The sequence below is a fragment of the Mycolicibacter arupensis genome, from assembly GCF_002086515.1.
In the GTDB taxonomy this organism is placed as follows: Bacteria; Actinomycetota; Actinomycetes; order Mycobacteriales; family Mycobacteriaceae; genus Mycobacterium; species Mycobacterium arupense.
Genome location: NZ_MVHH01000028.1, coordinates 34,291 through 56,287 on the forward strand (window position 1 = coordinate 34,291; position 21,997 = coordinate 56,287).

At 67.8% G+C, this 21,997-nt stretch carries 23 protein-coding genes; 8 read left to right on the plus strand and 15 right to left on the minus strand.

Going from position 1 to position 21,997, the window contains the following annotated elements:
* Position 1 precedes the first annotated feature (1 nt).
* Positions 2-1,264: a deoxyguanosinetriphosphate triphosphohydrolase gene (locus BST15_RS13645; protein WP_046189569.1), complete on the minus strand. Its 1,263-nt coding sequence runs from the start codon at positions 1,262-1,264 to the stop codon at positions 2-4.
* A 137-nt stretch (positions 1,265-1,401) separates the two neighbouring features.
* Between BST15_RS13645 and BST15_RS13650 the strand changes: the two genes are divergently transcribed.
* Complete coding sequence (locus tag BST15_RS13650; protein ID WP_083070999.1) at positions 1,402-3,411, plus strand: TPM domain-containing protein; 2,010 nt, start codon at positions 1,402-1,404, stop codon at positions 3,409-3,411.
* Positions 3,412-3,425: 14 nt separating this feature from the next.
* Positions 3,426-4,190 carry a hypothetical protein gene (locus BST15_RS13655; RefSeq protein WP_046191344.1) on the plus strand — a complete coding sequence of 255 codons (765 nt, stop codon included), beginning with the start codon at positions 3,426-3,428 and terminating at the stop codon, positions 4,188-4,190.
* Positions 4,191-4,196: 6 nt separating this feature from the next.
* Here the strand turns inward: BST15_RS13655 and BST15_RS13660 are convergent, their stop codons facing one another.
* On the minus strand, positions 4,197-5,579 hold the full coding sequence (locus BST15_RS13660; RefSeq protein WP_046191343.1) for a glycine--tRNA ligase: 1,383 nt from the start codon (positions 5,577-5,579) through the stop codon (positions 4,197-4,199).
* 163 nt (positions 5,580-5,742) lie between these two features.
* Between BST15_RS13660 and BST15_RS13665 the strand changes: the two genes are divergently transcribed.
* The gene (locus tag BST15_RS13665; protein ID WP_046191342.1) at positions 5,743-6,096 is read left to right on the plus strand and encodes an ArsR/SmtB family transcription factor; all 354 of its coding nucleotides are present in this window, start codon (positions 5,743-5,745) and stop codon (positions 6,094-6,096) included.
* Positions 6,093-6,485, plus strand: coding sequence for a Fur family transcriptional regulator (locus BST15_RS13670; protein WP_046191341.1), 393 nt, complete (start codon positions 6,093-6,095; stop codon positions 6,483-6,485). Before BST15_RS13665 ends, BST15_RS13670 begins: the two co-directional genes overlap by 4 nt.
* 12 nt (positions 6,486-6,497) lie before the next feature.
* Here BST15_RS13670 and BST15_RS13675 read toward each other — a convergent pair whose 3' ends face one another.
* The 5 genes from BST15_RS13675 to recO form a co-directional block, all read right to left on the minus strand.
* On the minus strand, positions 6,498-6,887 hold the full coding sequence (locus BST15_RS13675; RefSeq protein WP_046191340.1) for a hypothetical protein: 390 nt from the start codon (positions 6,885-6,887) through the stop codon (positions 6,498-6,500).
* The gene (locus BST15_RS13680; RefSeq protein ID WP_046191339.1) at positions 6,887-7,774 is read right to left on the minus strand and encodes a decaprenyl diphosphate synthase; all 888 of its coding nucleotides are present in this window, start codon (positions 7,772-7,774) and stop codon (positions 6,887-6,889) included. The genes BST15_RS13675 and BST15_RS13680 overlap by 1 nt, the downstream gene beginning before the upstream one ends.
* A gap of 93 nt (positions 7,775-7,867) precedes the next feature.
* Positions 7,868-9,088 carry a class I SAM-dependent methyltransferase gene (locus BST15_RS13685; RefSeq protein WP_046191536.1) on the minus strand — a complete coding sequence of 407 codons (1,221 nt, stop codon included), beginning with the start codon at positions 9,086-9,088 and terminating at the stop codon, positions 7,868-7,870.
* Positions 9,089-9,221: 133 nt separating this feature from the next.
* The gene (locus BST15_RS22400) at positions 9,222-9,728 is read right to left on the minus strand and encodes a hypothetical protein (RefSeq protein ID WP_207572052.1); all 507 of its coding nucleotides are present in this window, start codon (positions 9,726-9,728) and stop codon (positions 9,222-9,224) included.
* A 110-nt stretch (positions 9,729-9,838) separates the two neighbouring features.
* Positions 9,839-10,612 (minus strand): DNA repair protein RecO, encoded by a 774-nt coding sequence (gene recO / locus BST15_RS13695; protein WP_046188760.1) that lies wholly within the window; start codon positions 10,610-10,612, stop codon positions 9,839-9,841.
* A 73-nt stretch (positions 10,613-10,685) separates the two neighbouring features.
* On the opposite strand from recO, the gene BST15_RS13700 reads away from it, so the two are divergent.
* From BST15_RS13700 to BST15_RS13710, 3 genes are all read left to right on the plus strand, one after another.
* Positions 10,686-12,131: an amidase gene (locus tag BST15_RS13700; RefSeq protein WP_046188761.1), complete on the plus strand. Its 1,446-nt coding sequence runs from the start codon at positions 10,686-10,688 to the stop codon at positions 12,129-12,131.
* A 122-nt stretch (positions 12,132-12,253) separates the two neighbouring features.
* Complete coding sequence (locus BST15_RS13705; RefSeq protein ID WP_046188762.1) at positions 12,254-12,592, plus strand: hemophore-related protein; 339 nt, start codon at positions 12,254-12,256, stop codon at positions 12,590-12,592.
* A 13-nt stretch (positions 12,593-12,605) separates the two neighbouring features.
* Positions 12,606-13,472: a sulfurtransferase gene (locus tag BST15_RS13710; RefSeq protein WP_046188763.1), complete on the plus strand. Its 867-nt coding sequence runs from the start codon at positions 12,606-12,608 to the stop codon at positions 13,470-13,472.
* A gap of 8 nt (positions 13,473-13,480) precedes the next feature.
* On the opposite strand, the gene BST15_RS13715 is transcribed toward BST15_RS13710, so the two are convergent.
* From BST15_RS13715 to BST15_RS13745, 7 genes are all read right to left on the minus strand, one after another.
* Positions 13,481-14,938 (minus strand): flavin-containing monooxygenase, encoded by a 1,458-nt coding sequence (locus tag BST15_RS13715; protein ID WP_046188764.1) that lies wholly within the window; start codon positions 14,936-14,938, stop codon positions 13,481-13,483.
* A complete protein-coding gene (locus tag BST15_RS13720; RefSeq protein ID WP_046188765.1) occupies positions 14,935-15,795 on the minus strand; it encodes an SDR family oxidoreductase in 861 nt (286 codons plus the stop codon). The genes BST15_RS13715 and BST15_RS13720 overlap by 4 nt, the downstream gene beginning before the upstream one ends.
* A gap of 3 nt (positions 15,796-15,798) precedes the next feature.
* Positions 15,799-16,473 (minus strand): DUF5642 family protein, encoded by a 675-nt coding sequence (locus tag BST15_RS13725; RefSeq protein WP_046188766.1) that lies wholly within the window; start codon positions 16,471-16,473, stop codon positions 15,799-15,801.
* Between the two features lie 73 nt (positions 16,474-16,546).
* Positions 16,547-17,455 (minus strand): GTPase Era, encoded by a 909-nt coding sequence (gene era / locus BST15_RS13730; protein ID WP_046188767.1) that lies wholly within the window; start codon positions 17,453-17,455, stop codon positions 16,547-16,549.
* A 90-nt stretch (positions 17,456-17,545) separates the two neighbouring features.
* Complete coding sequence (locus tag BST15_RS13735; protein WP_046188768.1) at positions 17,546-18,844, minus strand: hemolysin family protein; 1,299 nt, start codon at positions 18,842-18,844, stop codon at positions 17,546-17,548.
* Positions 18,841-19,377 (minus strand): rRNA maturation RNase YbeY, encoded by a 537-nt coding sequence (gene ybeY / locus BST15_RS13740; RefSeq protein WP_046188769.1) that lies wholly within the window; start codon positions 19,375-19,377, stop codon positions 18,841-18,843. The genes BST15_RS13735 and ybeY overlap by 4 nt, the downstream gene beginning before the upstream one ends.
* Positions 19,374-20,432 (minus strand): PhoH family protein, encoded by a 1,059-nt coding sequence (locus BST15_RS13745; RefSeq protein ID WP_046188770.1) that lies wholly within the window; start codon positions 20,430-20,432, stop codon positions 19,374-19,376. Before BST15_RS13745 ends, ybeY begins: the two co-directional genes overlap by 4 nt.
* 138 nt (positions 20,433-20,570) lie before the next feature.
* On the opposite strand from BST15_RS13745, the gene BST15_RS13750 reads away from it, so the two are divergent.
* Positions 20,571-21,230, plus strand: a complete 660-nt coding sequence (locus BST15_RS13750) for a class I SAM-dependent methyltransferase (protein WP_046188771.1) — start codon at positions 20,571-20,573, stop codon at positions 21,228-21,230.
* On the opposite strand, the gene BST15_RS13755 is transcribed toward BST15_RS13750, so the two are convergent.
* A complete protein-coding gene (locus BST15_RS13755) occupies positions 21,231-21,905 on the minus strand; it encodes a helix-turn-helix domain-containing protein (protein WP_046188772.1) in 675 nt (224 codons plus the stop codon).
* Positions 21,906-21,997: the final 92 nt, after the last annotated feature.

A 21,997-nucleotide genomic window follows, 5' to 3' on the forward strand; every position in this document is an offset into this window, starting at 1 on the left:
ATCAGCCCGCGATGAGGCGTTCCAGCCGACCTTCGGTGCACGACGCGATCTGGTCGATGATCACCCGCAGCCGCGCACCGTCGTCGGTGGCCGCGGTGAACGCCGGGACGAAGATCGGGTCCAGACTCTCCGGCGCCGTTGCAAGCAACCGGTGCGCGACCTCGTGCACCTGCTCGCGCTGCGCCGCCTGAATCCTGCGGTGCTGCTCAGACGAGATGATGAACTGCACCGCAAGGGTTTTCAGCACTGCCACTTCGGCCCTAACCAGTTCCGGCACGACCAGATCCGCCTGGTAGCGCGTCAACGGTCCCGGCCCCGCCGAGGCATGGGTCGCGGTGATCGCCGCTGAGGCAAAGCGTCCGACGAGTTCGCTGGTCAGGCGTTTGAGGGCAACCAACGCCGACACGGTCCCCGGAAAGGCGCCATGGGCTCCCACCGCGGCCACCACCGGCAATTCGGTCAGGCGACGCGCCGCCTCAGCCAGATCATGAACCCCGTCGGGATCGCCCAACCGTGACAGCTCGGCCACGGTCGAGGCGTCGGCAAGCACTCGCAGGTCGATCCGCCCAGAGATGACCCCGTCTTCGACGTCGTGCACGGAGTAGGCGACGTCATCGGCCCAATCCATGATCTGCGACTCCAGGCAGACCCGTCCTACCGGCGCTCCTAGGCGCATCCACTCGGCGGCCGCCAGGTCGTCGTCGTAGAAACCGAATTTGGTCCGGATCGATCCGTCTGCCGCGTTGCGGCGCCACGGGTACTTCGTGACGGCGTCCAACGCCGCCCGGCTCAGGTTCAACCCCGCGCTGGCGCCGTCAGGCCCCAGAACCTTCGGCTCCAAACTGGTCAGGATCCGAAAGTTCTGCGCGTTTCCCTCGAATCCTCCACAACTCGAAGCGATTTCGTTGAGGGCTTGCTCGCCGTTGTGGCCATAGGGCGGATGTCCGATGTCGTGGGCCAGTCCCGCCAAATCCACCAGGTCAGGGTCACAACCCAATCCCATCGCCATCCCCCGCCCGATCTGCGCCACCTCCAGCGAGTGGGTCAGCCGGGTGCGCGGGGTGTCACCGTCGCGGGGGCCGACGACTTGTGTCTTGTCGGCCAGCCGGCGCAGCGCGGCACTGTGCAGAACCCGGGCCCGATCACGGGCAAAATCGGTGCGGTACTGGCCGCCGGTTCCAGGGAGGCCGGCGGTTTTGGGCGATTCCGCCACGAGGCGCTCGCAGTCGTGCGCGGTGTAGCTGTCGCGGGAGTTTGTGGCCACCGCCGCGAGTCTATTTTGAGCTCACGCCTCCCGACGACACGGCGGGCCGAAGTTCGAAGTGCGGCTCAGGCGAATACGGGTCGACCGGCCGCGGAATTGGGTTCGATCGGCACCCGATCGCATATAGATTTACCGGCATGCGCATCACCCGGCTGGCCGGCGCCGCCCTCGCGTTTCTCATCGCTGTGCTCCTGGTGGCGCCGCTCGCCGCGGCGCAACCTCCGATGCATCTGCCCACCTCAATCACCGACAGCGCCGGAGCACTCTCGCAATCTGAGCGGGCCGGGGTGCAGGACGCAATCGACACGCTCTACGCCGATCGGCACATCCGCCTGTGGGTGGTCTACGTCGACGTGTTCTCCGGGCAGACCGCCGAAGACTGGGGCCGCAGCACCGCGCGCCTGAGCGACCTCGGCAGCAACGACGCCGTGCTGGCCGTGGCCACCGCTGATCGCAGCTACTCCTTCCTGGTGTCCAGCAGCATCTCTGAGATCAGCGCCAGCAAGGTCGACGCGCTGCGCCGCAACCAGATCGAGCCGGCTCTGCACCGCGGCGACTGGGCCGGGGCGGCCACGGCGGCCGCCGGCGGGCTCAACGCCGCGGCCGCGCCCGCCGAGGTGAGCTGGACGCCGATCCTGATCGCGCTGGGCGCCCTCGCGGCCGCCGGTCTGGTGTTGGCGCTGGCGGTCCGTCAACTGCGGCGCAGGCGCCATGCGGCCGCCCTCACGGCGGCCCGGCGGGTCGACCCCACCGATCCCAACGCACTGTCGGACATCCCGGTGTTCGCCCTGGACGCCCTGTCGCGAGAGAAGGTCGTCGACGTCGACAACGCGGTGCGCACCAGCGCCAACGAGTTGGAGCTGGCGGTCGAGGAGTTCGGCGACGAGCGCACCCGCTCCTTCGCGCAGGCCGTTGCCTCCGCCAAGGCAGCCATGGAGCATGCCTTCACGGTTCGCCAGCAGCTCGACGACGACATTCCCGAGACCCCGGCCCAGCAGCGCGATCTACTGACCGGGGTGATCGTGACGGCCTCCAAGGCCGACCGCGAGTTGGAGACCCAGCGGGCCTCTTTCGAGCAACTGCGCGACCTGGTACTCAATGCCGGCGCCCGTCTCGACACGCTGACCCAGCAACTCGTCGAGCTGACGGGACGCATCCCGGCCTCCGAGAAGCATCTGGTCGAACTGCACAACGAGTTCGACGTCACCGCGCTCAGCTCGGTGACCGGCAACGTCAAAACCGCACAGGACAGGGCGTCCTTCGCCGAACGGAACATCACCCGGGCCCGTAGCCTGGCCGACCGCCCGGTCACCGGCGGCCAGAGCGAGCTGGTGGACGCGGTGCGGGCAGCCGAGTCGGCACTGGGTCAGGGCCGAGCCCTGCTTGACGCGGTCGACAACGCCGCCAGCGACATCCGGCACGCGGTGGCCGCCCTGCCCGCGACCATTGCCGACGCCGAAGCCGGCATCACGGCGGCCTCGGCACAGCTGCAGCGAGGGGTGGGCAGCCACACATCCGAACTGACCGCGGCCCGCGACGCCGTGGCCAAGGCCCTCGCCACGGCCCGCGCCACGGCCCGCGCCTCCGGCGACCCGCTGGGGGCGTTCACTGCCCTGATCAAGGCCGATGCAGACCTGGATCAACTGCTGGACACGGTGGCCGAGGAACGCGCCGCCGCCGAACGTCTGGCCCGCACCCTCGAACAGGCATTGTTCACCGCGTCATCGCGGATTCGTGCCGTGTCGGACTACATCGACACCCGTCGCGGCAGTGTCGGCCCGGAGGCGCGTACCCGGCTGGCCGAAGCGCGGCGCCGGCTCGACGCCGCCAACGAGAAACGCACCACCGATATCGCCGCCGCACTCACCCAGGCCAACTCCGCGGCCACCTTGGCGACCGCGGCGCAGTCGCTGGCCAAAGCGGACGTACAGGATGCACAGCGGGAGTATTACGGGCGCTACGGGGGCGGCCCCGGCGGCGGCAACGACACCGGCGCCATGTTGGGCGGCATCATCATCGGCAACATCCTTAGTGGGGGCGGCGGTGGTTTCGGCGGCGGAGGCGGCGGAGGCGGCGGTTGGAGTCCGACCTCATTCGGCGGCTCCTCCTCTGGCGGCGGCTTCTTCGGCGGTGGCGGCCGGTTCTAGGCTGGCGACAACCCATGCTCAAACTCATCAACATCGCCGTGTTCGCGGCGCTGGCGGCGTGCTGCTACGCGCTGTGGGTCCGCCGCGACACGTGGTCCTCCCGCTGGGACAGCAGTCCCTCGCGAATCCTGGTCTTCATCGTTGGCGCGGGTGTCCTCATGTCGCCGGTGGGATGGGGGTTTCTGGATCCGATCCTGCACAGCGTGCTCGGGGTGTGGAACGTTTCCGGCCTGGTTGCTGCGCTCTGCATGTTCGGCGCGGTGGTGAGCATGTCCGGGCATGTGGTGACGCGTCTGAGCGATCAGGACGGAGCCAGGCGACTGGAACGCCGCTACATCACCACACCACTGAGATTCGTGGTGCCGCTGACGATCGTCGTGTACTTCATCGCCGATCGTGGGCAGGCGCAGTATCAGGATGTCTTCGCGACCCGCGGCCCGTGGTTCACGGTCTACTGGGCGCTGATCTGCGGCTCTGCGCTTTACCTGTTCTGGTTCACCGGCCGGTTGTTACTGGCGCTGCGCAACGATCCGCGCTCCACGGCGTCGGCCAACCGGTATCTGGTCTGGATCGCCCTGAAGACCGCGGCCATGTCCTACCAGCTGATCAGCGTGCTCGCCGGAAGTACCTTCACACTGCCCACCTGGATCGGTGCGGGGGCGGCGAGCCTGGCTTTCGCCTACGCCGCCGCACAGTCATGGCGAGCCCGGGCAGACTGGTTCACACCGGTCAGACCGAACATCGCCGAAGTCGCCGACGAGGAAGTCGCCGGCGACTGAGGGCGATCAGCAACCCTTGAGACGCACCGCCAGGTAATCCGAGACCGCGTCGATGGCGACCCGCTCCTGAGACATCGAGTCGCGCTCGCGCACGGTGACGGCGTGGTCTTCGAGCGAGTCGAAGTCCACCGTGATGCAGAACGGTGTGCCGATCTCGTCCTGGCGCCGATACCGTCGCCCGACCGCTCCGGCGTCGTCGAACTCCACGTTCCAGGATTTGCGCAGCTCCGCGGCCAAGTCCCGGGCCTTCGGCGACAGGTCGGCGTTGCGGCTCAGCGGCAGCACCGCAGCCTTGACCGGCGCCAACCGCGGGTCCAGCCGCAGCACGGTGCGCTTGTCCACCCCGCCCTTGGCATTGGGGGCCTCGTCCTCGTGGTACGAGTCGACCAGGAAGGCCATCAGCGAGCGGGTCAGACCGGCCGCCGGCTCGATCACGTAGGGCACGTAGCGGGTGTCGGCGGCCTGGTCGTAGAACGACAGGTCCACACCGGAGTGCTCCGAGTGTGTGGTCAGGTCGAAGTTGGTGCGGTTGGCGATGCCCTCCAGCTCACCCCACGGGTTGCCGGTGAAGCCGAATTTGTACTCGATGTCGGTGGTGCCGGCGGAGTAGTGCGACAGCTTCTCCAGCGGGTGTTCGTAGAGGCGCAGGTTCTCGGGCTTGATGCCCAGATCGATGTACCACTGCAGGCGCGCGTCGATCCAGTACTGGTGCCACTCCTTGGCCGTGGACGGCTCGACGAAGAATTCCATCTCCATCTGCTCGAACTCACGGGTCCGGAAGATGAAGTTTCCGGGGGTGATCTCGTTGCGGAAGCTCTTGCCGATCTGCCCGATTCCGAACGGCGGCTTGCGCCGGGCCGTGGTCACCACGTTGGCGAAGTTGACGAAGATGCCCTGCGCGGTCTCGGGGCGCAGGTAGTGCAGGCCCTCTTCGGACTCGATCGGCCCGAGGTAGGTCTTGAGCATCATGTTGAAGTCACGGGGCTCGGTCCACTCGCCCTTGGTACCGCAGTCCGGACACGAGATTTCGCTCATGGGCACGTCATCGGGGTTTCCACCCTTCTTCAGCGCCACCGCTTCCTGCATGTGGTCCTGCCGGTGTCGCTTGTGACAGTTGAGGCATTCCACCAGCGGGTCGTTGAACACCGCGACGTGACCGGAGGCCACCCACACCTGACGGGGCAGAATGATCGCGCTGTCGAGACCAACGACGTCGTCTCGGGAGGTCACGACCGAACGCCACCACTGCCGCTTGATGTTCTCCTTGAGCTCCACCCCGAGTGGTCCGTAATCCCACGCCGACTTTGTGCCGCCGTAGATTTCGCCCGACTGGAAGACCAGGCCACGTCGCTTGGCCAGATTGGCAACGGTGTCGATGATGGACGCCACGAGGGGGTGTTCTCCTGTCTGGACGGGACCGTGCCGGCAATGCCGGCACGCAAAACATCAGTCATCGTATCGACACCGCCAGCGTTCTTTGACATGCATCATCACGCATGGAACAGTGGACGTCGGCTCAAGATCGTTTTCCAACGTGTGCGGAGGTGGTGGTATGCCCCCCTCAGCCTCGGGTCTGGTGGATGGTCATCAACACAGTGGCCCCGCGTTTCCCGCGACTCCGCCGAGGGAGATCCTCGACGCCGCCGGGGAATTGCTGCGTGCCCTCGCCGCCCCGGTGCGCATCGCGATCGTGCTGCAGCTGCAGGAGTCGCAACGCTGCGTCCATGAACTCGTCGATGCGCTGGGCGTGCCCCAACCGCTGGTCAGTCAGCACCTGAAGATCCTCAAAGCGGCCGGGGTGGTTGCCGGCGAACGTTCCGGCCGGGAAGTGCTCTACCGGTTGGCCGACCATCACCTGGCGCACATCGCCATCGACGCAGTGGCCCACGCCGGTGAAGACCGTTGAGCGCCCCCGGTGTGCGGTCCACCCGGCAACGGGCCGCGATCGCGGCCCTGCTGGACACCGTCGACGATTTCCGGTCGGCGCAGGAACTGCATGACGTACTGCGTGAACGCGGCGAGAACATCGGCCTGACCACCGTCTACCGCACGCTGCAGGCGATGGCCACGGCCGGACAGGTCGACACGTTGCGCGCCGACACCGGCGAAGCCGTCTACCGGCGCTGTTCGGATCACCACCACCATCACCTGGTGTGTCGGGGCTGCGGAGCCACCGTGGAAGTGGGCGACCGCGAAGTCGAGGAGTGGGCGGCACGCATCGCCACGGAGTACGACTACTCCGACGTCAGCCACACCATCGAGATCTTCGGCACCTGCGCCAACTGCCGGACGTAGACCCGGCCGCCCTCAGCCGGTGAGGACCCCACGGATGTCGACGCCTTTGGCCAGCACCAACAAGACCAGTGTCCGCAGCGCGTCGTCGGTCAGGCCGGTGCCGGGAAAGTTATAGCGCAGCATCGCATCTGCGGACTCGGCATCCTTCTCGACCAAGGTCACGGTGCCGAGTTGACTGAGGTCCGCCTGCTCAGCGGCACGCTGGCGCAACGTCATGGTCAGTGGCAGATCCCACCCCAGGATCTGGGTGAGCGACACCAGCTCGAGGTCGTCGGCGATCGGCACCACCCGCAACGACGCCAGCGTCCCGTCGTGCCGGACGGTCAGCGCACCGTCGGGTTCGGAGTCGACGGCCAGCACCTCGGCAAGCACCGCGGCAAGACGATCGGCCAGCGTCGCCATCACGCCGTTCCGAACCGACGCTGCCGTGAGGCGTACTGTTCGCACGCCTCCCACAGGTCGCGGCGGTCGTAGTCCGGCCACAGCTTCTCCTGGAAGATGTACTCGGCGTACGCCGCCTGCCACAGCATGAAGTTGGACGAACGCTGTTCACCGGAGGTGCGGATCAGCAGGTCGACGTCGGGCATGTCGGGCCGGTGCAGGTGCCGCGCGATGGTGGCTTCGGTGATCCGGTTCGGATTCAGCTTGCCCGCCACCGCCTCCCGGGCAATGGCCTGCGCGGCTTCGGCGATCTCGGTGCGCCCGCCGTAGTTGACGCAGTAGTTGATGGTGATGACGTCGTTGCCGACAGTCATGTTCTCGGCGATCTCGAATTCCTTGATCACACTGCGCCACATCTTCGGCCGCGAACCCACCCAGCGCATCCGCACACCCATGGCATTGAGGTTCTCGCGGCGCCGGCGCACCACCTCGCGGTTGAAGCCCATCAGGAAACGGACCTCTTCGGCGGAACGCTTCCAGTTCTCGGTGGAAAATGCATACACGGTCAGCCACTTGATGCCGAGTTCGATGGCCCCGCAGGTGATGTCGATCAGCACCGCTTCGCCCATCTTGTGCCCCTCGGTGCGGCCCAAGCCTCGTTGGGTGGCCCAGCGACCGTTGCCGTCCATCACCACGGCAACGTGATTGGGCAATGCCTCGGCGGGAATCTGCGGCGCGACGGCCTTGGAGGTGTGCTGTGGGGGGCGGCACGGTCCGCCACCGGGAGGCGACGGCAGCTGCGGGAAAACCACCGGCCAGGTGGATTTGTCCGGGAACACCGGATAGTCGTCAGGTGCCGCGGGCAGTTGGGGGAAGGCGACCTTCCGCGCGGCACGATTCAACACCATGGGTTCTATCCTGCCCGACCGGTCCGAAACCGCCCGCGGCGACCGTGGGGTCGCCGCGGGCGGCTTATCGGATTCGACTGTTGCGGCCGTCGATCAGGAACGGGCACTCAGATCGATCGAAACGAAGTCCAGGCGGTACAACGACTGGAACAGCTTGCGACCGAACTTCTCCAGGTCCGCGGCACTGCCACGTGCCGGGCCGGCGGCCTGCGCCAGGTCCGCGGCGATCTGGCGGATGCTACGACGGCCGTCGATGCTCTGAACGAACGGCAACTGCGCCGGGTTCAGCGGCATGCGCCAGCCCGAACGGAAGATCTCGTCGTTGTTCAGGCCACACTTCCAGCGGAAGAGCGGCACGTAGTCGAGGCTCTCCGGAGTGGAGAAGTCGATCACGTAGCTGCTCTTGGGCCGCTCGGGTCGAGTGGCGATGAAGAAGTGCCGCGCGTTGAGGGTGTGGATGCGCTCCATCACCGACCAGATCTTCTCCTCCGGCAAGGCGTTCACCTTGTCGTAGAAGCCTGCGTGCGGCACCGCCACGTCGTGGGCGTAGTACGGCGCCTTGAGCAGCCAGCCCTGGAAGTCCAGGCCGGCCGAGTTGGCCAGCTCGATGCAGCCGTCGACGTCGTAGCTCTTCGCCCGACCGTGCAGGAACGTGTCGACCAGGCCCGAATCGGCGAACAGGTCGCCGGCAATCTTGATGTACGGCTGGACCGGGTGGTCCGGCGACAGCAGGCGGAGGGCCTGACGGACGGTCTGGATCGACTCGTCGTTCTGCTCCAACCCGAGGTCCTGGAAGACCGTCTCCATGATCTCGATACCGATGCGGCCGTAGCGCGCGTAGAGCATGATGCCGGCGACACCGTCGGGACGCAGCTGGTCAGCGATCGCCTTCATGCCGACCTCGGGGTCGGCCATGTGGTGCAGCACGCCCGTGGAGATCGCCAGGTCGAAGTCCCGGCCGAGGGTGGACAGCTCCTCGATGGGCAGCTGGTGCAGCTCAAGGTTCCACAGTCCGTGCTTGTCCTTGAGGTACTGCTGGTGCCCCAACGACGACGCACTGATGTCGACGGCCACCACCTTGGCCTGGGGGTTGTTGTAGGCGAAGACGGCCGCCTGGTTGGTGCCGCAGCCCGCGATCAGGATGTCGAGGTCGGGGCGGTAGTCCCGGTCCGGCCACAGCACCCGGTGCGCGTGGCTCGGGTCGAACCACTCCCAGTTTGTGGTCGTCCATGCCTGCAGGTCATTGATGGGCGGCGGGTAGGTCCACCGCTCGTATTGCCGGGAGACGACGTCTGCACGTGGGTTCTCGGTCACTTCTGTGTGGCTCCTTGTCGAATTAACCCCCCGCCGGGTCGGTTCAGACTTTAGCGGGGCCTGTTTGTACCGATGCGCCGGGCGACTCCGACTGGAGCCCCCGACGCACCGGGTTGATCATGTACGGCTTAGGTCAGCCGGCACTCCCGGGCTGACCGGGCTGGCCGGGCTGACCCGGTGTCCCACCCGGTCCGGGTGCACCGCCCAGGCCGCCGGCACCGCCCTCGCCGGGCTGGCCGCCGGGCCCACCGGCACCACCGGCACCACCGTGCCCGCCGTCGCCGCCGCGGCCACCCTGACCGCCGGCGCCGCCTTTACCGCCCGCGCCGCCCTTGCCGCCTTTACCGCCCTGGCCACCCTTGCCGCCCTGGCCACCCAAGCCGCCGGCTCCCGGGGCGCCGTCGGCACCCGGAGCGCCATCGGCCCCGTCCGCGCCATCAGCGCCGTTTGCACCGGGGCCGTTCGACGGCAGCGGCGACGTGATTCCGGCGGCCGGGCCGGGCTCGGCGGCCCGCGCGCAGGAAGTCATGGCCGGGATCATTCCCACGACGAGTAGCGCTCCGGCCGCCATACCGATACCGGCTCCGTAAGCCGGTGTCGTCCTCTGCGCCCAGCGCCCCCACCCGGTGTCGTGAAACATTCGACCTGCCTTCCTGATTAAACCTAGGGATCGTGAAGTCGCATCAGCCTACCGCCGACACCCGGTTAGTCCACCGAAACGGACACAATCGCCAGCTCACTACCCTCAGATCAGCCGTCGCTGCCAGTGGCCCCGGGCGCGGCCACCCCGTGCTGGACCCGCTCCACCAAGGGCAATGTCCGCAGCCGTCGCTCCAGGTGCCACTGCAGGTGGGCGGCCACCAACCCACTGGCGTGGCTGCGATGCGCGGGGGTAGACAGCGCGGCGGCCTCCCAGTCGCCGTCGTGCAACGCCGACATCAGATCCAGCACACCCATCGGCGGGGTAGTCGACCCAGCCGGGCGGCAGTGGCTGCAGACGCTGCCGCCGGCAGCGACGTGAAATGCCCGATGCGGGCCCGGAGTGGCGCAACGGGCACATTCGGTCAACGCCGGCGCCCACCCGGCCACCGACATGGCACGCAACAGATAGGCATCCAGTACCAGCTCGCGGGGACGCTGGCCGTCGGCCACGGCACGCAGCGCGCCAACGGTGAGCCGATGCAACGCCGTCGCCGGCGCCCGTTCGGCGCCGGCCAGGCGTTCCGCGGTCTCCAAGATCACGCAGGCGCAGGTGTATCGGCCGTAGTCGCTGACGATGTCCGTGGCGAACGCGTCCACTGACACCACCTGAGTGACGATGTCGAGGTTGCGGCCGGGATGCAGCTGCACGTCGATGTGAGCGAACGGCTCCAGCCGGGCCCCGAACTTGCTGCGGGTACGGCGCACCCCCTTGGCCACCGCGCGAACCAGCCCGTGGTCGCGGGTGAGCAAGGTGACGATCCGGTCGGCCTCGCCGAGCTTGTGCTGGCGCAGCACCACCGCCCGGTCCCGGTACAGCCGCATCGGAACAGTCTCGCATCGTCTAGGGGTGTTTCACGGACGCGGACCGCGTGGCACGCCGATACGCTCTTCACCGATGACCCCCCCACCTGCGGCGTCCGGCACCCGCTTCCCCACCCTCACCGAGCAGCTCTACCAGCTGGCCAGCGGCGAGGCGACCTCCGTCGAGCTGGTGCGTCGGGCGCTGCACGCCATTGACGCCAGCCAGTCCACCCTGAACGCCTTCCGGGTGGTGTTCACCGAGTCGGCCCTGATCGAGGCGGCCCAGGCCGACCGGCGCCGGGCCGCCGGCCACCGCGCTCCCCTGCTGGGCGTCCCGATCGCCGTCAAAGATGACACCGATATCGCCGGCGTGCCCACCTCGTTCGGCACCTCCGGGTACGTCGAACCCGCCGGCAGTGACGCCGAGGTCGTGCGCAGGCTCAAGGCCGCCGGCGCGGTGATCGTCGGCAAGACCAACAGCTGCGAACTGGGCCAGTGGCCCTTCACCAGTGGCCCGGGATTCGGCCACACCCGCAATCCCTGGTCCCGTCGGCACACCCCCGGCGGGTCGTCCGGAGGCAGCGCCGCCGCGGTGGCTGCCGGCCTGGTCGCGGCGGCCATCGGATCCGACGGCGCAGGCAGCGTGCGCATCCCCGCCGCATGGACACATCTGGTCGGCATCAAGCCCCAGCGCGGCCGCATCTCCACGTGGCCGCTGCCCGAGGCATTCAACGGGCTCACCGTCAACGGCGTGCTGGCCCGCACCGTCGAAGACGCGGCCCTGGTGCTCGACGCGGTGTCCGGCAATGTCGAGGGCGACCTGCACAAGCCCGCACCACTGACGGTTTCCGACTCGGTGCGGACCGCGCCGGGCCAACTGCGCATCGCCCTGTCCACGCATTTCCCCTTCACCGGTTTTCCTGCCCGCCTGCATCCGGAGATCAGGGCCGCGCTGGAACGCACCGCCGAACAGCTGCGGCTGCTCGGGCACATCGTGGTGCCGGGCAATCCGGACTACGGGTTGCGGCTGTCCTGGAATTTTCTGTCGCGCTCCACCTCGGGTGTGCTGGCCGCCGGGCAGGGATTCGACCACGTCGACTTCGACCCGCGGACCCTGGCCAACATGCGTACCGGTCGACTGTTGTCACAGGCCGTGCTGCGCAAAGCCCGCGCCCATGAGACCAGGGATCAACAGCGGGTGGGTTCGATCTTCCGCATCGTCGACGTGGTGCTGGCACCGACCACTGCGCAACCGCCGCCGCTGGTGCACACATTCGACGACCTGAACGCGTTCGACACCGACCGCGCGATCATCGCCGCGTGTCCGGTGACCTGGCCGTGGAACCTGCTGGGGTGGCCGTCGATCAATGTGCCCGCCGGCTTCACCTCTGACGGGTTGCCGATCGGCGTTCAGCTGATGGGGCCGGCCAACAGCGACGGGCGGCTGGTGTCGCTGGCCGCTGAGCTGGAGGGCATCAGCGGGTGGGCTGCCCGGCAACCCACACCGTGGTGGCGCACCGAGCCCGGAGCCGGCTCGTGACTGCTCCACAGCGTCGCTAGCTGCGACTTCAGCGGCTTCAGCGGAGGTCGGCTAAGCTTGGCCAGTCTCGACTTCAGGTCTTCACACCTCGCAAACGTGCACCGATGAAAGGCGTCCGCAAAATGGCCTCTCTGTCCTTGACCAGGCTCGCTGTCGCAGCTGGCAGTCTGGCTTTGTCGCTCACTGCCGGAGCCGGGCTCGCAGCCGCAAGCCCCGACCTGGGTCCGATCATCAACACCACCTGCACCTACTCGCAGGTGCACCAGGCGTTGGTCGCCGAGAACCCCGCCGCAGCCGCGGAGTTCGACGCCAGCCCGAACGGGCCCGGCATGTTGCAGATGTTCCTCAACGCACCGCCCGCCAAGCGCCAGCAGCTGGCCGGCATGGTCCAGGCCATGCCTGAGGCCCAGCAGTATGTCGGCACCATCACCTCGGTCGCCAACTCCTGCAACAACTACTGAGCGGGCCCCCGCCGTGGGGCCGCGCGGCACGGTGCTGATCACCGCCGCGGAACTCGCTGAGCTGCTGCGGTCCGGTGATCAGGTCACCGTTCTCGACGTCCGCTGGAGCCTGGACGAACCGGACGGGCATCCGGCATATCTTCGGGGTCACCTTCCGGGCGCGGTGTACGTCTCGCTCGAAGACGAGCTGTCCGACCACACCGTGGCCGACCGGGGCCGCCACCCACTGCCCACCGGACGAAATCTGGAGGCAGCCGCCCGCCGTTGGGGCGTCCGGCGTAACGCGCCGGTGGTGGTCTACGACGACTGGCAACGGGCCGCTTCCGGTCGGCTGTGGTGGTTGCTGACGACCTCGGGAGTGCGAGACGTCCGCATTCTCGACGGCGGCCTGCCGGCCTGGATCCGCGCCGGCGGCGAGTTGGACACCGGCGATGTCTGGCCGGAGCCCGGCAATGTCACACTGCTGCCCGAGGACCTCTACGACGGTCTACGGCCCACCCTGACCGCCGACGAGGCCGGCGACGGCGCCCGCATCGGTGAGCTGGCACTGCTCGACGCACGCGGCCCCGACCGGTTCCGCGGCGAGACAGAGCCGCTCGACGCGGTGGCCGGTCACATCCCGGGCGCACAGAACCTGCAGTTCACCACCCTGCTTGCCGAGGACGGCACCTTCCTGCCCGACGACGAGATCGCCGCACTGCTGGCCGATCGCGGTATCAGTGCCGACGCCCCGGTGGGGGCCTACTGCGGTTCGGGGATCAGCGCGACGGTGATCGTCGCGGCGCTCGCCGTACTCGGCCGCTCGGCGGCTATGTTTCCCGGGTCGTGGTCGCAGTGGAGTTCGGACTCCTCACGCCCGGTCGCCCGCGGCGCGGGCTGAGACCCCGCTCAGCCGAGGTGGAAGTCGGCCGGGTCGGGGCTGCTCAGCATCGCCTTCATCGTCGCGCGATCGAAAGGCCACAGGTCGACGGCGCCACTTTCGGTGAGGTACCACGAATTGCACCCGGTATTCCATACCGTCGGCCCCATGGCGGTGGCGACGTCGTCATTGAATCGTGTGGTGGCCTGATCGGTGACCTCAACGCTGCTCAGCTCACCGGCCCGGAATCTCGCCAGCCACTGTGCGATGTAGGTGGCGGTCAACTCCGCGGTGTACTGCAGTGAGATCGAACCAGTGGGCGAATTGGGCCCCAACACCGTGAACAGATTCGGGAATCCAGGAATCGCGGTCATCCGGTAAGCACGTGGCCCCTTGGCCCAGGCGTCGTCGATGCTGACTCCATCTCGGCCGTGCAACCGCAACGGGCGCATGTAGTTGTGCGCATGAAAGCCGGTGGCCAGCACGATCACGTCGGCCTCCCGGTGAACGCCATCCGCGGTCCGGATGCCGTCCGCGGTCACCTGGGCGATTCCGTCGGTGATCAGCTCGGCATTGGCGGCGCTGATGGCCCGGTAGTAGCTTCCCGAGACCACCTGGCGCTTGCACAACGGCTGGTAATCGGGCTGGAGTTTGGCCCGCAGATCTTTGTCGCGCACCTGGATGCGCAGGCATGCCCGGGCATAGGCCTGCACGGCCCGGCGCCGCCACGAGGGTCGGGTGGTGACGTCGGTCAGCACCGCGGAGCCACCGAAAGCCATCATCCGGTAGAGCCGGCGATGCAGATTCGGGAACCGCGCCAGCACCGCGGCGATCCCGGGCAGCTGGCGCAGCGACATGGGCGCCCACAGGATCCACTGCGCCGAACGCACGTAGTGGTCCAGCGATGCCGCACGGGGCTGCAGCGCCGACACCACCTGGACCCCGGTCGATCCGGTGCCGATCACCGCGATGCGCCGGCCCGCTGTGTCGAGGCCGTCCTCCCATCGCGCGGTGTGCACCACCGGCCCGGCGAAATCCGCCAGTCCGGGGATCTCGGGGACGAACGGATGATGTAGCACCCCGGTCGCACAGATCACGAAGTCGGCGTCCAGCACCTCACCGGCGGCGGTGGTGACGGTCCAGCGGCTGCGCTCGTCCCAGCGGGCCTCGACCACCTCGGTGTCCAGCCGGATCAGCTCAGCGAGTCCGAGCCGATCGACGACCTCTCGGTGATACCGCTGGATTGCCGGGCCGGAGGCCCAGGCGTGCCGCCAGTCCGCCTTGGGCGCGAAGCCGAACTGGTAGATCTGGGAGGGCACGTCGCAGCGCAGGCCGGGATAGTGATTCCAGTACCAGACCCCGCCGACGTCGGAGCCCTTCTCCAGCACGGTGATATCGGTGAAGCCGCGTTCACGCAGGACGTGCGCGGTGGTAATCCCCGCGACGCCCGCGCCGATGATGATGACCCGAGGCTCACGACCGGTCACGAGGGCGCCTCGCCCCGATGAGCGCGCGCCTGCCGATCCACCCGATCAAGGTAGGTCTTGCGCGCCGCGGTGTCGATCGATGTCAGTGCTCGCCGGTCGTCCAGCAGCCGACGGGCCAGGCTTTGCAGCCGCTCGGGCACGAAGGCGGTGGTGGACCACGCCGGTGCCACCCAGCGGGGCACGGACCTACGAGCGGCGCGGGTCCGCAGCACCGCCAGGATGGCCGCAGCCACGTCCTCGGGATCGACGGTGGGCATACCACCGCCCAGCGGCGCGCCGGCGGTCAGCTCAGTGCGCACCGCCGACGGCAGCACCGCGGACACCGCTACCCCGGTTCCGGCGTACTCGCGCCGCGCGGACAGCGATGCGCCCAGCGCCGCGAACTTGCTCGCGTTATAGGTGACCATGCCCGGCACCGGGATCATGCCGGCCATCGAGGCGACGTTGACGACATGACCGCGGCCACGTTGGGCCATACCGGGCAGCACCGCCTGCATGCCGTTGAGCACGCCACGGACGTTGACGTCCAGGATCAGGTCGCGGACCGGTTCCGTCTCGGCCTCGAAGGCCCCCAGGGGCATCACCCCGGCATTGTTGACCAGGACGTCCAAGGGGCCACCGGCGTCCGATTCGATGTGCTCGAGCATGTCCCGCCAGGACGCCGCGCTGGTCACGTCCAGCCGGCCACCCGTGACGCCCAGCTGAGCTGCGGTATGCAGGCAGGCGTCTTCGTCGACGTCACCGATCCAGACCCGCGCACCATGAGAGGCCAGCAGCGCGGCCGTGGCCGCACCGATGCCGCGGGCGCCGCCGGTGATCAGGACCCGGGCGCCGCCCAGCGACGGCTTCTTCAGCACAGGTCAGTCACGCAGCGCTGACACCGAATCGACCAGCAGCTGCCGCGCTCGGTCCGCGTCGACCATCGCCGGCGCCTGGCCCTTGACGGCCTGCGGATTCGCGGTGACCTGCACCAATGCGGTGCCCATGTAGGCGGTGAAGGTGTAGGACTCGCGAGATTGCGTCTGGCCGTCCTTGCCTGCGAGCTCGATCTCGGAGTGCGATCCGACCGTCTTGACGTGGTCGATCTCCGGAGCGTCCACCTCGTCGAGGTAGCCGGTGAGCTTCCCTGCGCTGAACGAGACGTGCCTGCACTTCTCGGCGTCGGCCTCGTCGTAGGTCAGCTCCTGGTCGGTCTGCATGGCGATCACGACCAGCTGGTTGCCGCCGCCGACGATCGACACCATCGACATCTTGCCCTGAACGCCCTTCGGCGGACGGCCGGTGTTTGCGGCGTAGTCAGCACAGTCGGCGGGGTCGAATGTCACGCCGGGAGGCATCTTCTGCTCCCCGAGGATCTTCGGGTCGATGTCGTTGGGGCCCTTGGTCTGGGTCTTGTAGTCCGAGCCAAAGGTCGACTGGACGTTGAACAGCTTGGTGGTGTCAAGCGGCTTCTGGGATCCCCCGCAGCCCGTCAGTGCCTGCGCACACAGGATGAGACCGACGGAGGAGGCAACCAACGACTTGCGTACGGACATGCCTGGAATCTACCAATGCCGTTTCACCGCCTGCGGGCGGTGGCGCTCACGGCCGGGAGCACCCCGGCCGGACCTAGAACCCCAGCCGCCCGAGCTGCTTGGGATCGCGTTGCCAGTTCTTGGCCACCTTGACGCGCAGGTCGAGAAACACCTTGGTGCCCAACAACTTCTCGATCTGAGTGCGTGCCACCGTGCCGACCTCACGCAGCCGGGCACCGCCGCGGCCGATCACGATCCCCTTCTGGCTGTCGCGCTCGACGTAGAGCAGCGCATACACCTCGATCAGGTCGTCGCGATCCTCGCGCTCGCGCACCTCTTCGATCACCACGGCCAGCGAATGGGGCAGCTCATCGCGCACCCCTTCCAAGGCGGCCTCCCGAATGAACTCGGCCATCAGGGTCTCTTCGGGCTCATCGGTGAGTTCGCCGTCCGGGTAGAAGGCGGGTCCGACGGGCAGCGCCGCGGCCAGCACGTTGATCAGCACGTCGACCTGCTCGCCGCTGATCGCCGACACCGGCACGATCTCGGCTTCCGGCGCCAGCTCACCCACCGCCACCAGCTGGGCGGCCACCTTGTCACGGCTGGTCTTGTCGATCTTGGTGACGATGACGACCAGGGTCGTCCTGGGTGCCACGGCGCGGATCTGCTCGATGATCCAGCGGTCCCCCGGCCCGATCGGCTCGTCGGCGGGAATGCAGAGGCCGATGACGTCGACCTGTGAGTAGGTGTCCTTGACCAACTCGTTCAGCCGCTTGCCGAGCAGGGTTCGGGGCCGGTGCAGACCTGGAGTGTCGACGAGGATGATCTGGAAGTCGTCGCGGTGCACTATGCCGCGGATGGTGTGCCGGGTGGTCTGCGGGCGATTGGAGGTGATCGCCACCTTCGCGCCGACCAGGGCATTGGTCAGTGTCGACTTGCCCGTGTTGGGCCGGCCGACGAAACAGACAAATCCGGAGTGGAACCCGGAATCCGATCCAGTCACGAGCCGCCTTTCGCCGAACGTGTTTTCAGCACGAGATTTCGGGTGGATTGTCGGATTGAGTGCACGTTCGGCGCGCTCACGGCAACGGCGTCACGGTTCACCTGCGGCCTCCTCGCCGGCGGGTTCGGCCGGGCTGACCAAAACAGTGCTGACCCGCACCCGCCCGCGGCCGTCACGGCTGCCCTCTGCCCGCAGGCGCAGACCGTGTGACACTACCTCGGCGCCGGGCAGCGGAACCCGGCCGAGCTCCAGCGCGAGCAGCCCTCCGACCGTGTCGACATCCAGATCAGAGTCGAACTGCACTCCGTAGAGTTCACCGACGTCTTCGATCGGCAGCCTCGCCGAGACCCGAAACCTGTTGTCGCCCAGCTCCTGGACCGGAGCCACCTCACCCTGGTCGTACTCGTCGGCGATCTCGCCGACGATCTCCTCCAGCACGTCCTCGATGGTCACCAGTCCCGCGATCGCGCCGTACTCGTCGACCAGCAACGCCATGTGATACCGGCTGCGCTGCATGTCTTCCAGCAGCGCATTGAGTGCCTTGGAGTCGGGCATGAAGACCGCCGGACGCATCACCTGCGCGACGGTGGTGTCCTGTCCCCCGTTGGTGGAGTAATACGTTTGTTGAACCAGGTCTTTGAGGTAGACGACGCCGAGAATGTCGTCGACATTCTCACCGATCACCGGTATGCGGGAGTGGCCGCTGCGCACCGCCAACGAGGTGGCTTGCCCAGCGGTCTTGTCGCTTTCGATCCACACCATCTCGGTGCGCGGCACCATCACCTCGCGAGCCGGGGTGTCGGCGAGCTCGAACACCGACTGAATCATCCGGCCCTCGTCGGCCGCGACCACCCCACGTTGCTGCGCCATGTCGACGATCTCACGCAGTTCGACCTCGGAGGCGAACGGGCCGTTGCGGAAACCGCGTCCCGGAGTCAGCGCGTTGCCCAGCACCACCAGCACGCGGCTGATCGGGGCGAGCAACACCGAGATCACATGCAGGGGCAGCGCCGAGGCCAGCGCGATCGAGTAGGCGTTCTGCCGGCCCAGGGTCCGCGGCCCCACCCCGATCACCACGAAGCTGACCACCACCATGATCGCTGCAGCGGCGAACAGGCCCCAGTCCAGGCCGAGTACGGCATTGAGCAGGTACACCAGCAGCGCGGTGGCGGTGACCTCGCAGGTGATGCGCAACAACACCACCAGGTTGATGTAGCGAGGACGTTCGCCCATCAGCTTGACCAGCCAACCGGCGCCGGGCCGTTTTGCCCGCACCAGTTCCTCGACCCGCGCCGGCGACACCGTGTTGACCGCGGCGTCGATAGCTGCGAACAGGCCACCCAGACCGATCAACGCGATCACGCCGAGTAGCAGTGGTGTTTCGGTCACGATTCGTCGAAGTACCGGGACTTGTCCAGCAGCCGTCGGTCCTTCTCACTCTGGGTCTGCGCCCGGTAGGTCTCCACCTGGTCGGCCACCCACTCCTCGAGCAGACGGCGCTGCAGGGCGAACATCTCTTTTTCCTCGTCCGGCTCGGCATGGTCGTAGCCCAGCAGGTGCAGCACGCCGTGCACGGTGAGCAGTGCCAGCTCCTGGCCCAGCGAATGTCCGGCCGCCGCGGCCTGCTCGGCGGCGAACTCTGGGCACAACGCGATATCGCCGAGCATCGACGGACCGGGTTCGGGGGCGTCCGGCCGGCCGCCAGGCTCCAGCTCGTCCATCGGAAAGCTCATGACGTCGGTGGGGCCGGGCAGGTCCATCCAGCGCATGTGCAGATCGGCCATTGCGGCGGTGTCCAGCAGAACCATCGACAGCTCGGCACCGGGATTGACGTCCATCTTGGCCAGCACGAACTTGGCGACGCTGACCAGCTCGACTTCGGAGACGTCGAGGCCGGACTCGTTGGACACCTCAATGCTCATCGGCGTGACCTACCTTGTGAGGCGCGCCGCGACGCCCGGTTCATGGCCAGCCCGGGCTGGGCCTGCTCGGATTCGTGGCGAGAGTAAGCGTCGACGATCTCCGATACCAGCCGGTGCCGGACTACGTCGACGCTGGTGAGCTCGGCGACGTAGATGTCATCAATGTCATCGAGGATGTCCACCGCGGCCCGCAGTCCGGACCGGGCACCGCCCGGCAGGTCGATCTGGGTGATGTCGCCGGTGACCACGATCTTGGCGCCGAAACCCAGCCGCGTCAGAAACATCTTCATCTGCTCGGCGGTGGTGTTCTGCGCCTCGTCGAGAATGATGAATGCGTCATTGAGAGTCCGCCCGCGCATGTAGGCCAGCGGCGCCACCTCGATCACCCCGGAGCTCATCAGCTTGGGAATCAGCTCGGGATCCATCATGTCGTGCAGCGCGTCATACAGCGGGCGCAGGTAGGGGTCGATCTTCTCGCTCAACGTCCCGGGCAGAAACCCGAGCCGCTCACCGGCTTCCACCGCGGGACGGGTCAAGATGATGCGGCTCACCTGCTTGGTCTGCAGTGCCTTGACCGCCTTGGCCATCGCCAGATAGGTCTTACCGGTGCCCGCCGGGCCGATCCCGAACACAATGGTGTGCGCGTCGATGGCGTCGACGTAACGCTTCTGGTTGAGCGTCTTGGGCCGGATGGTCTTGCCGCGTCGCGACAGGATGTCGAGGGTGAGGACCTCGGCAGGTGATGCGCTGCTCGCACCGGTGCCCACCAGCATGCCGACGCTGTGCCGCACGGTTTCGGGTGTGAGCGCCTGACCGGCCGCCGCGACCGCCACCAGCTCGGCGAGCACCCGCTCGGCCAGCGCCACATCCGCGGGTGGCCCGGTGATGGTGACAGCGTTGCCGCGCACATGCAGGTCGGCGGCAAGCAGGTCTTCGATGGCGCGCAGGTTCTCATCTGCGGAGCCCAGCAGGCCCATGACGAGATCGGGTGGAATGTCGACGGTGCTGCGAACCTGCGAGGCCGGCCCGGCAGCGGGGGTATCGCGGGGCGTCACGGGGCTTCCGATGCCTGCTTCCTGGGGATTTGCACCGTGGGTACGGCGATGAGTCGGACACCTGAGTCTACCGCCTGCTATCACCGACGAGCGGTTCGTTCAAGACGGGGCGCTGTCGCGCGGGCGAAACTGCCGGATATGAGCGACGAAGCCTTCACCCCCGCCCTGGGCCGCCTGGCGCCGGCCCGGTTCTTCGACTACGTGGTGGCCCTCACCCGTGAACGCCTGTGGCGGGGGCTGACCATCATGCACCTGGCGCCGCGGCCCGGCGAGACGATCCTCGATGTGGGTTGCGGCACCGGATCATTGGCACTGCTGGCCGCTCGGGTGGAACCGCAGGCGACGATCGTGGGTCTGGATCCCGATCCCGAGATCTTGGCCGTGGCGCGGCACAAGGATGCGGAGTCCAAGTCAGCCGGCCGGGTGCGTTGGGTGACGGGAATGGGCGACGCCCTGGTGGAGTCGGTGGACGCGGAGTCGATGGACGGCGTGATGTCCAGCCTGGTGCTGCACCAGTGCCCGATGGACGTCAAGCGCGCCATTCTGGCGTCGATGTTTGCGGTGCTGCGGCCGGGCGGGAGGCTGGTGATCGCCGATTTCGGGTTGCAGCGGACTCCGCTGATGCGCCTGGCGTTTCGGTTCGTCCAGTTCGCCGACGGCAAGACCGACACCCAGCCCAACGCCGATGGAGTTATCCCGGAGCTGATTTCGGCCGCCGGTTTCACCGACGTCCGCGAAGCCGAGGTGGTGGCCACCATCAACGGGACGATCTCGATCTATACCGCCCGCAAGCGGTGATCACGAGAGGGCCTGGCGCACCACCGCGGGCGTCAGGCCCATCATCTCGCGCATCTGCCGGGTGAAATGGGCCTGATCGGCGAAGCCAGCGGCGATCGCGGCCTGCGCCAACGGCATGCCCGATTGCAGGGCCTCGACGGCCCGGCGCAGCCGCGACCAGACCCGCCAGCGGGTGAGCGGCATCCCCAGTTCGCGGCGCGACAGCGCGCGCAGGCGCTGCGGCGAGAGACCGATTTCAGCGGCCAGGCCCGGCACCGAGATGCTGTCGTCGGCCAACAGGGCTAGGGCCGTCACCAGGCGCGGGTCCAGTTCCTGCGAGGGTCGGCGGCAGGCGGCCTCGACATCGGGTTCACGCAGCTCGCCCAGCTCCGGGGCGGCGGCGATCCCGGGGTCATAGCGTTGCCGCAGCTGGTCGGCGAACAGGCAGTGCGGCTCGATGAAATACGTGATCAGGTCACGGATGGCCAGGATGCGGTGCGGAGCCATCGGCGACACGACCAGTGCAGCGGCCTGATGATGGGCTCCGGCAAGGTCCACCATCGCCACTTCATCTTGCCCAGCGACCACGATCTGAAAGGCGCCGTGGCGGTGAATGGGGCCGCCGCCCCCTACCGGTCCGCGGTAGACGGCGTAGCCGTCGCTGATGCTCAGCGATGGGCGCTCAGTGTCCGTCATCGTCGTCGCTGGAGTCCTTGTCGCTCAAGAGTTTTTCGGGGTGGTGGTAGTGGTTGGTGCGGGGTTGGCCGTGGTCGAGGTGGGGTGGGGGC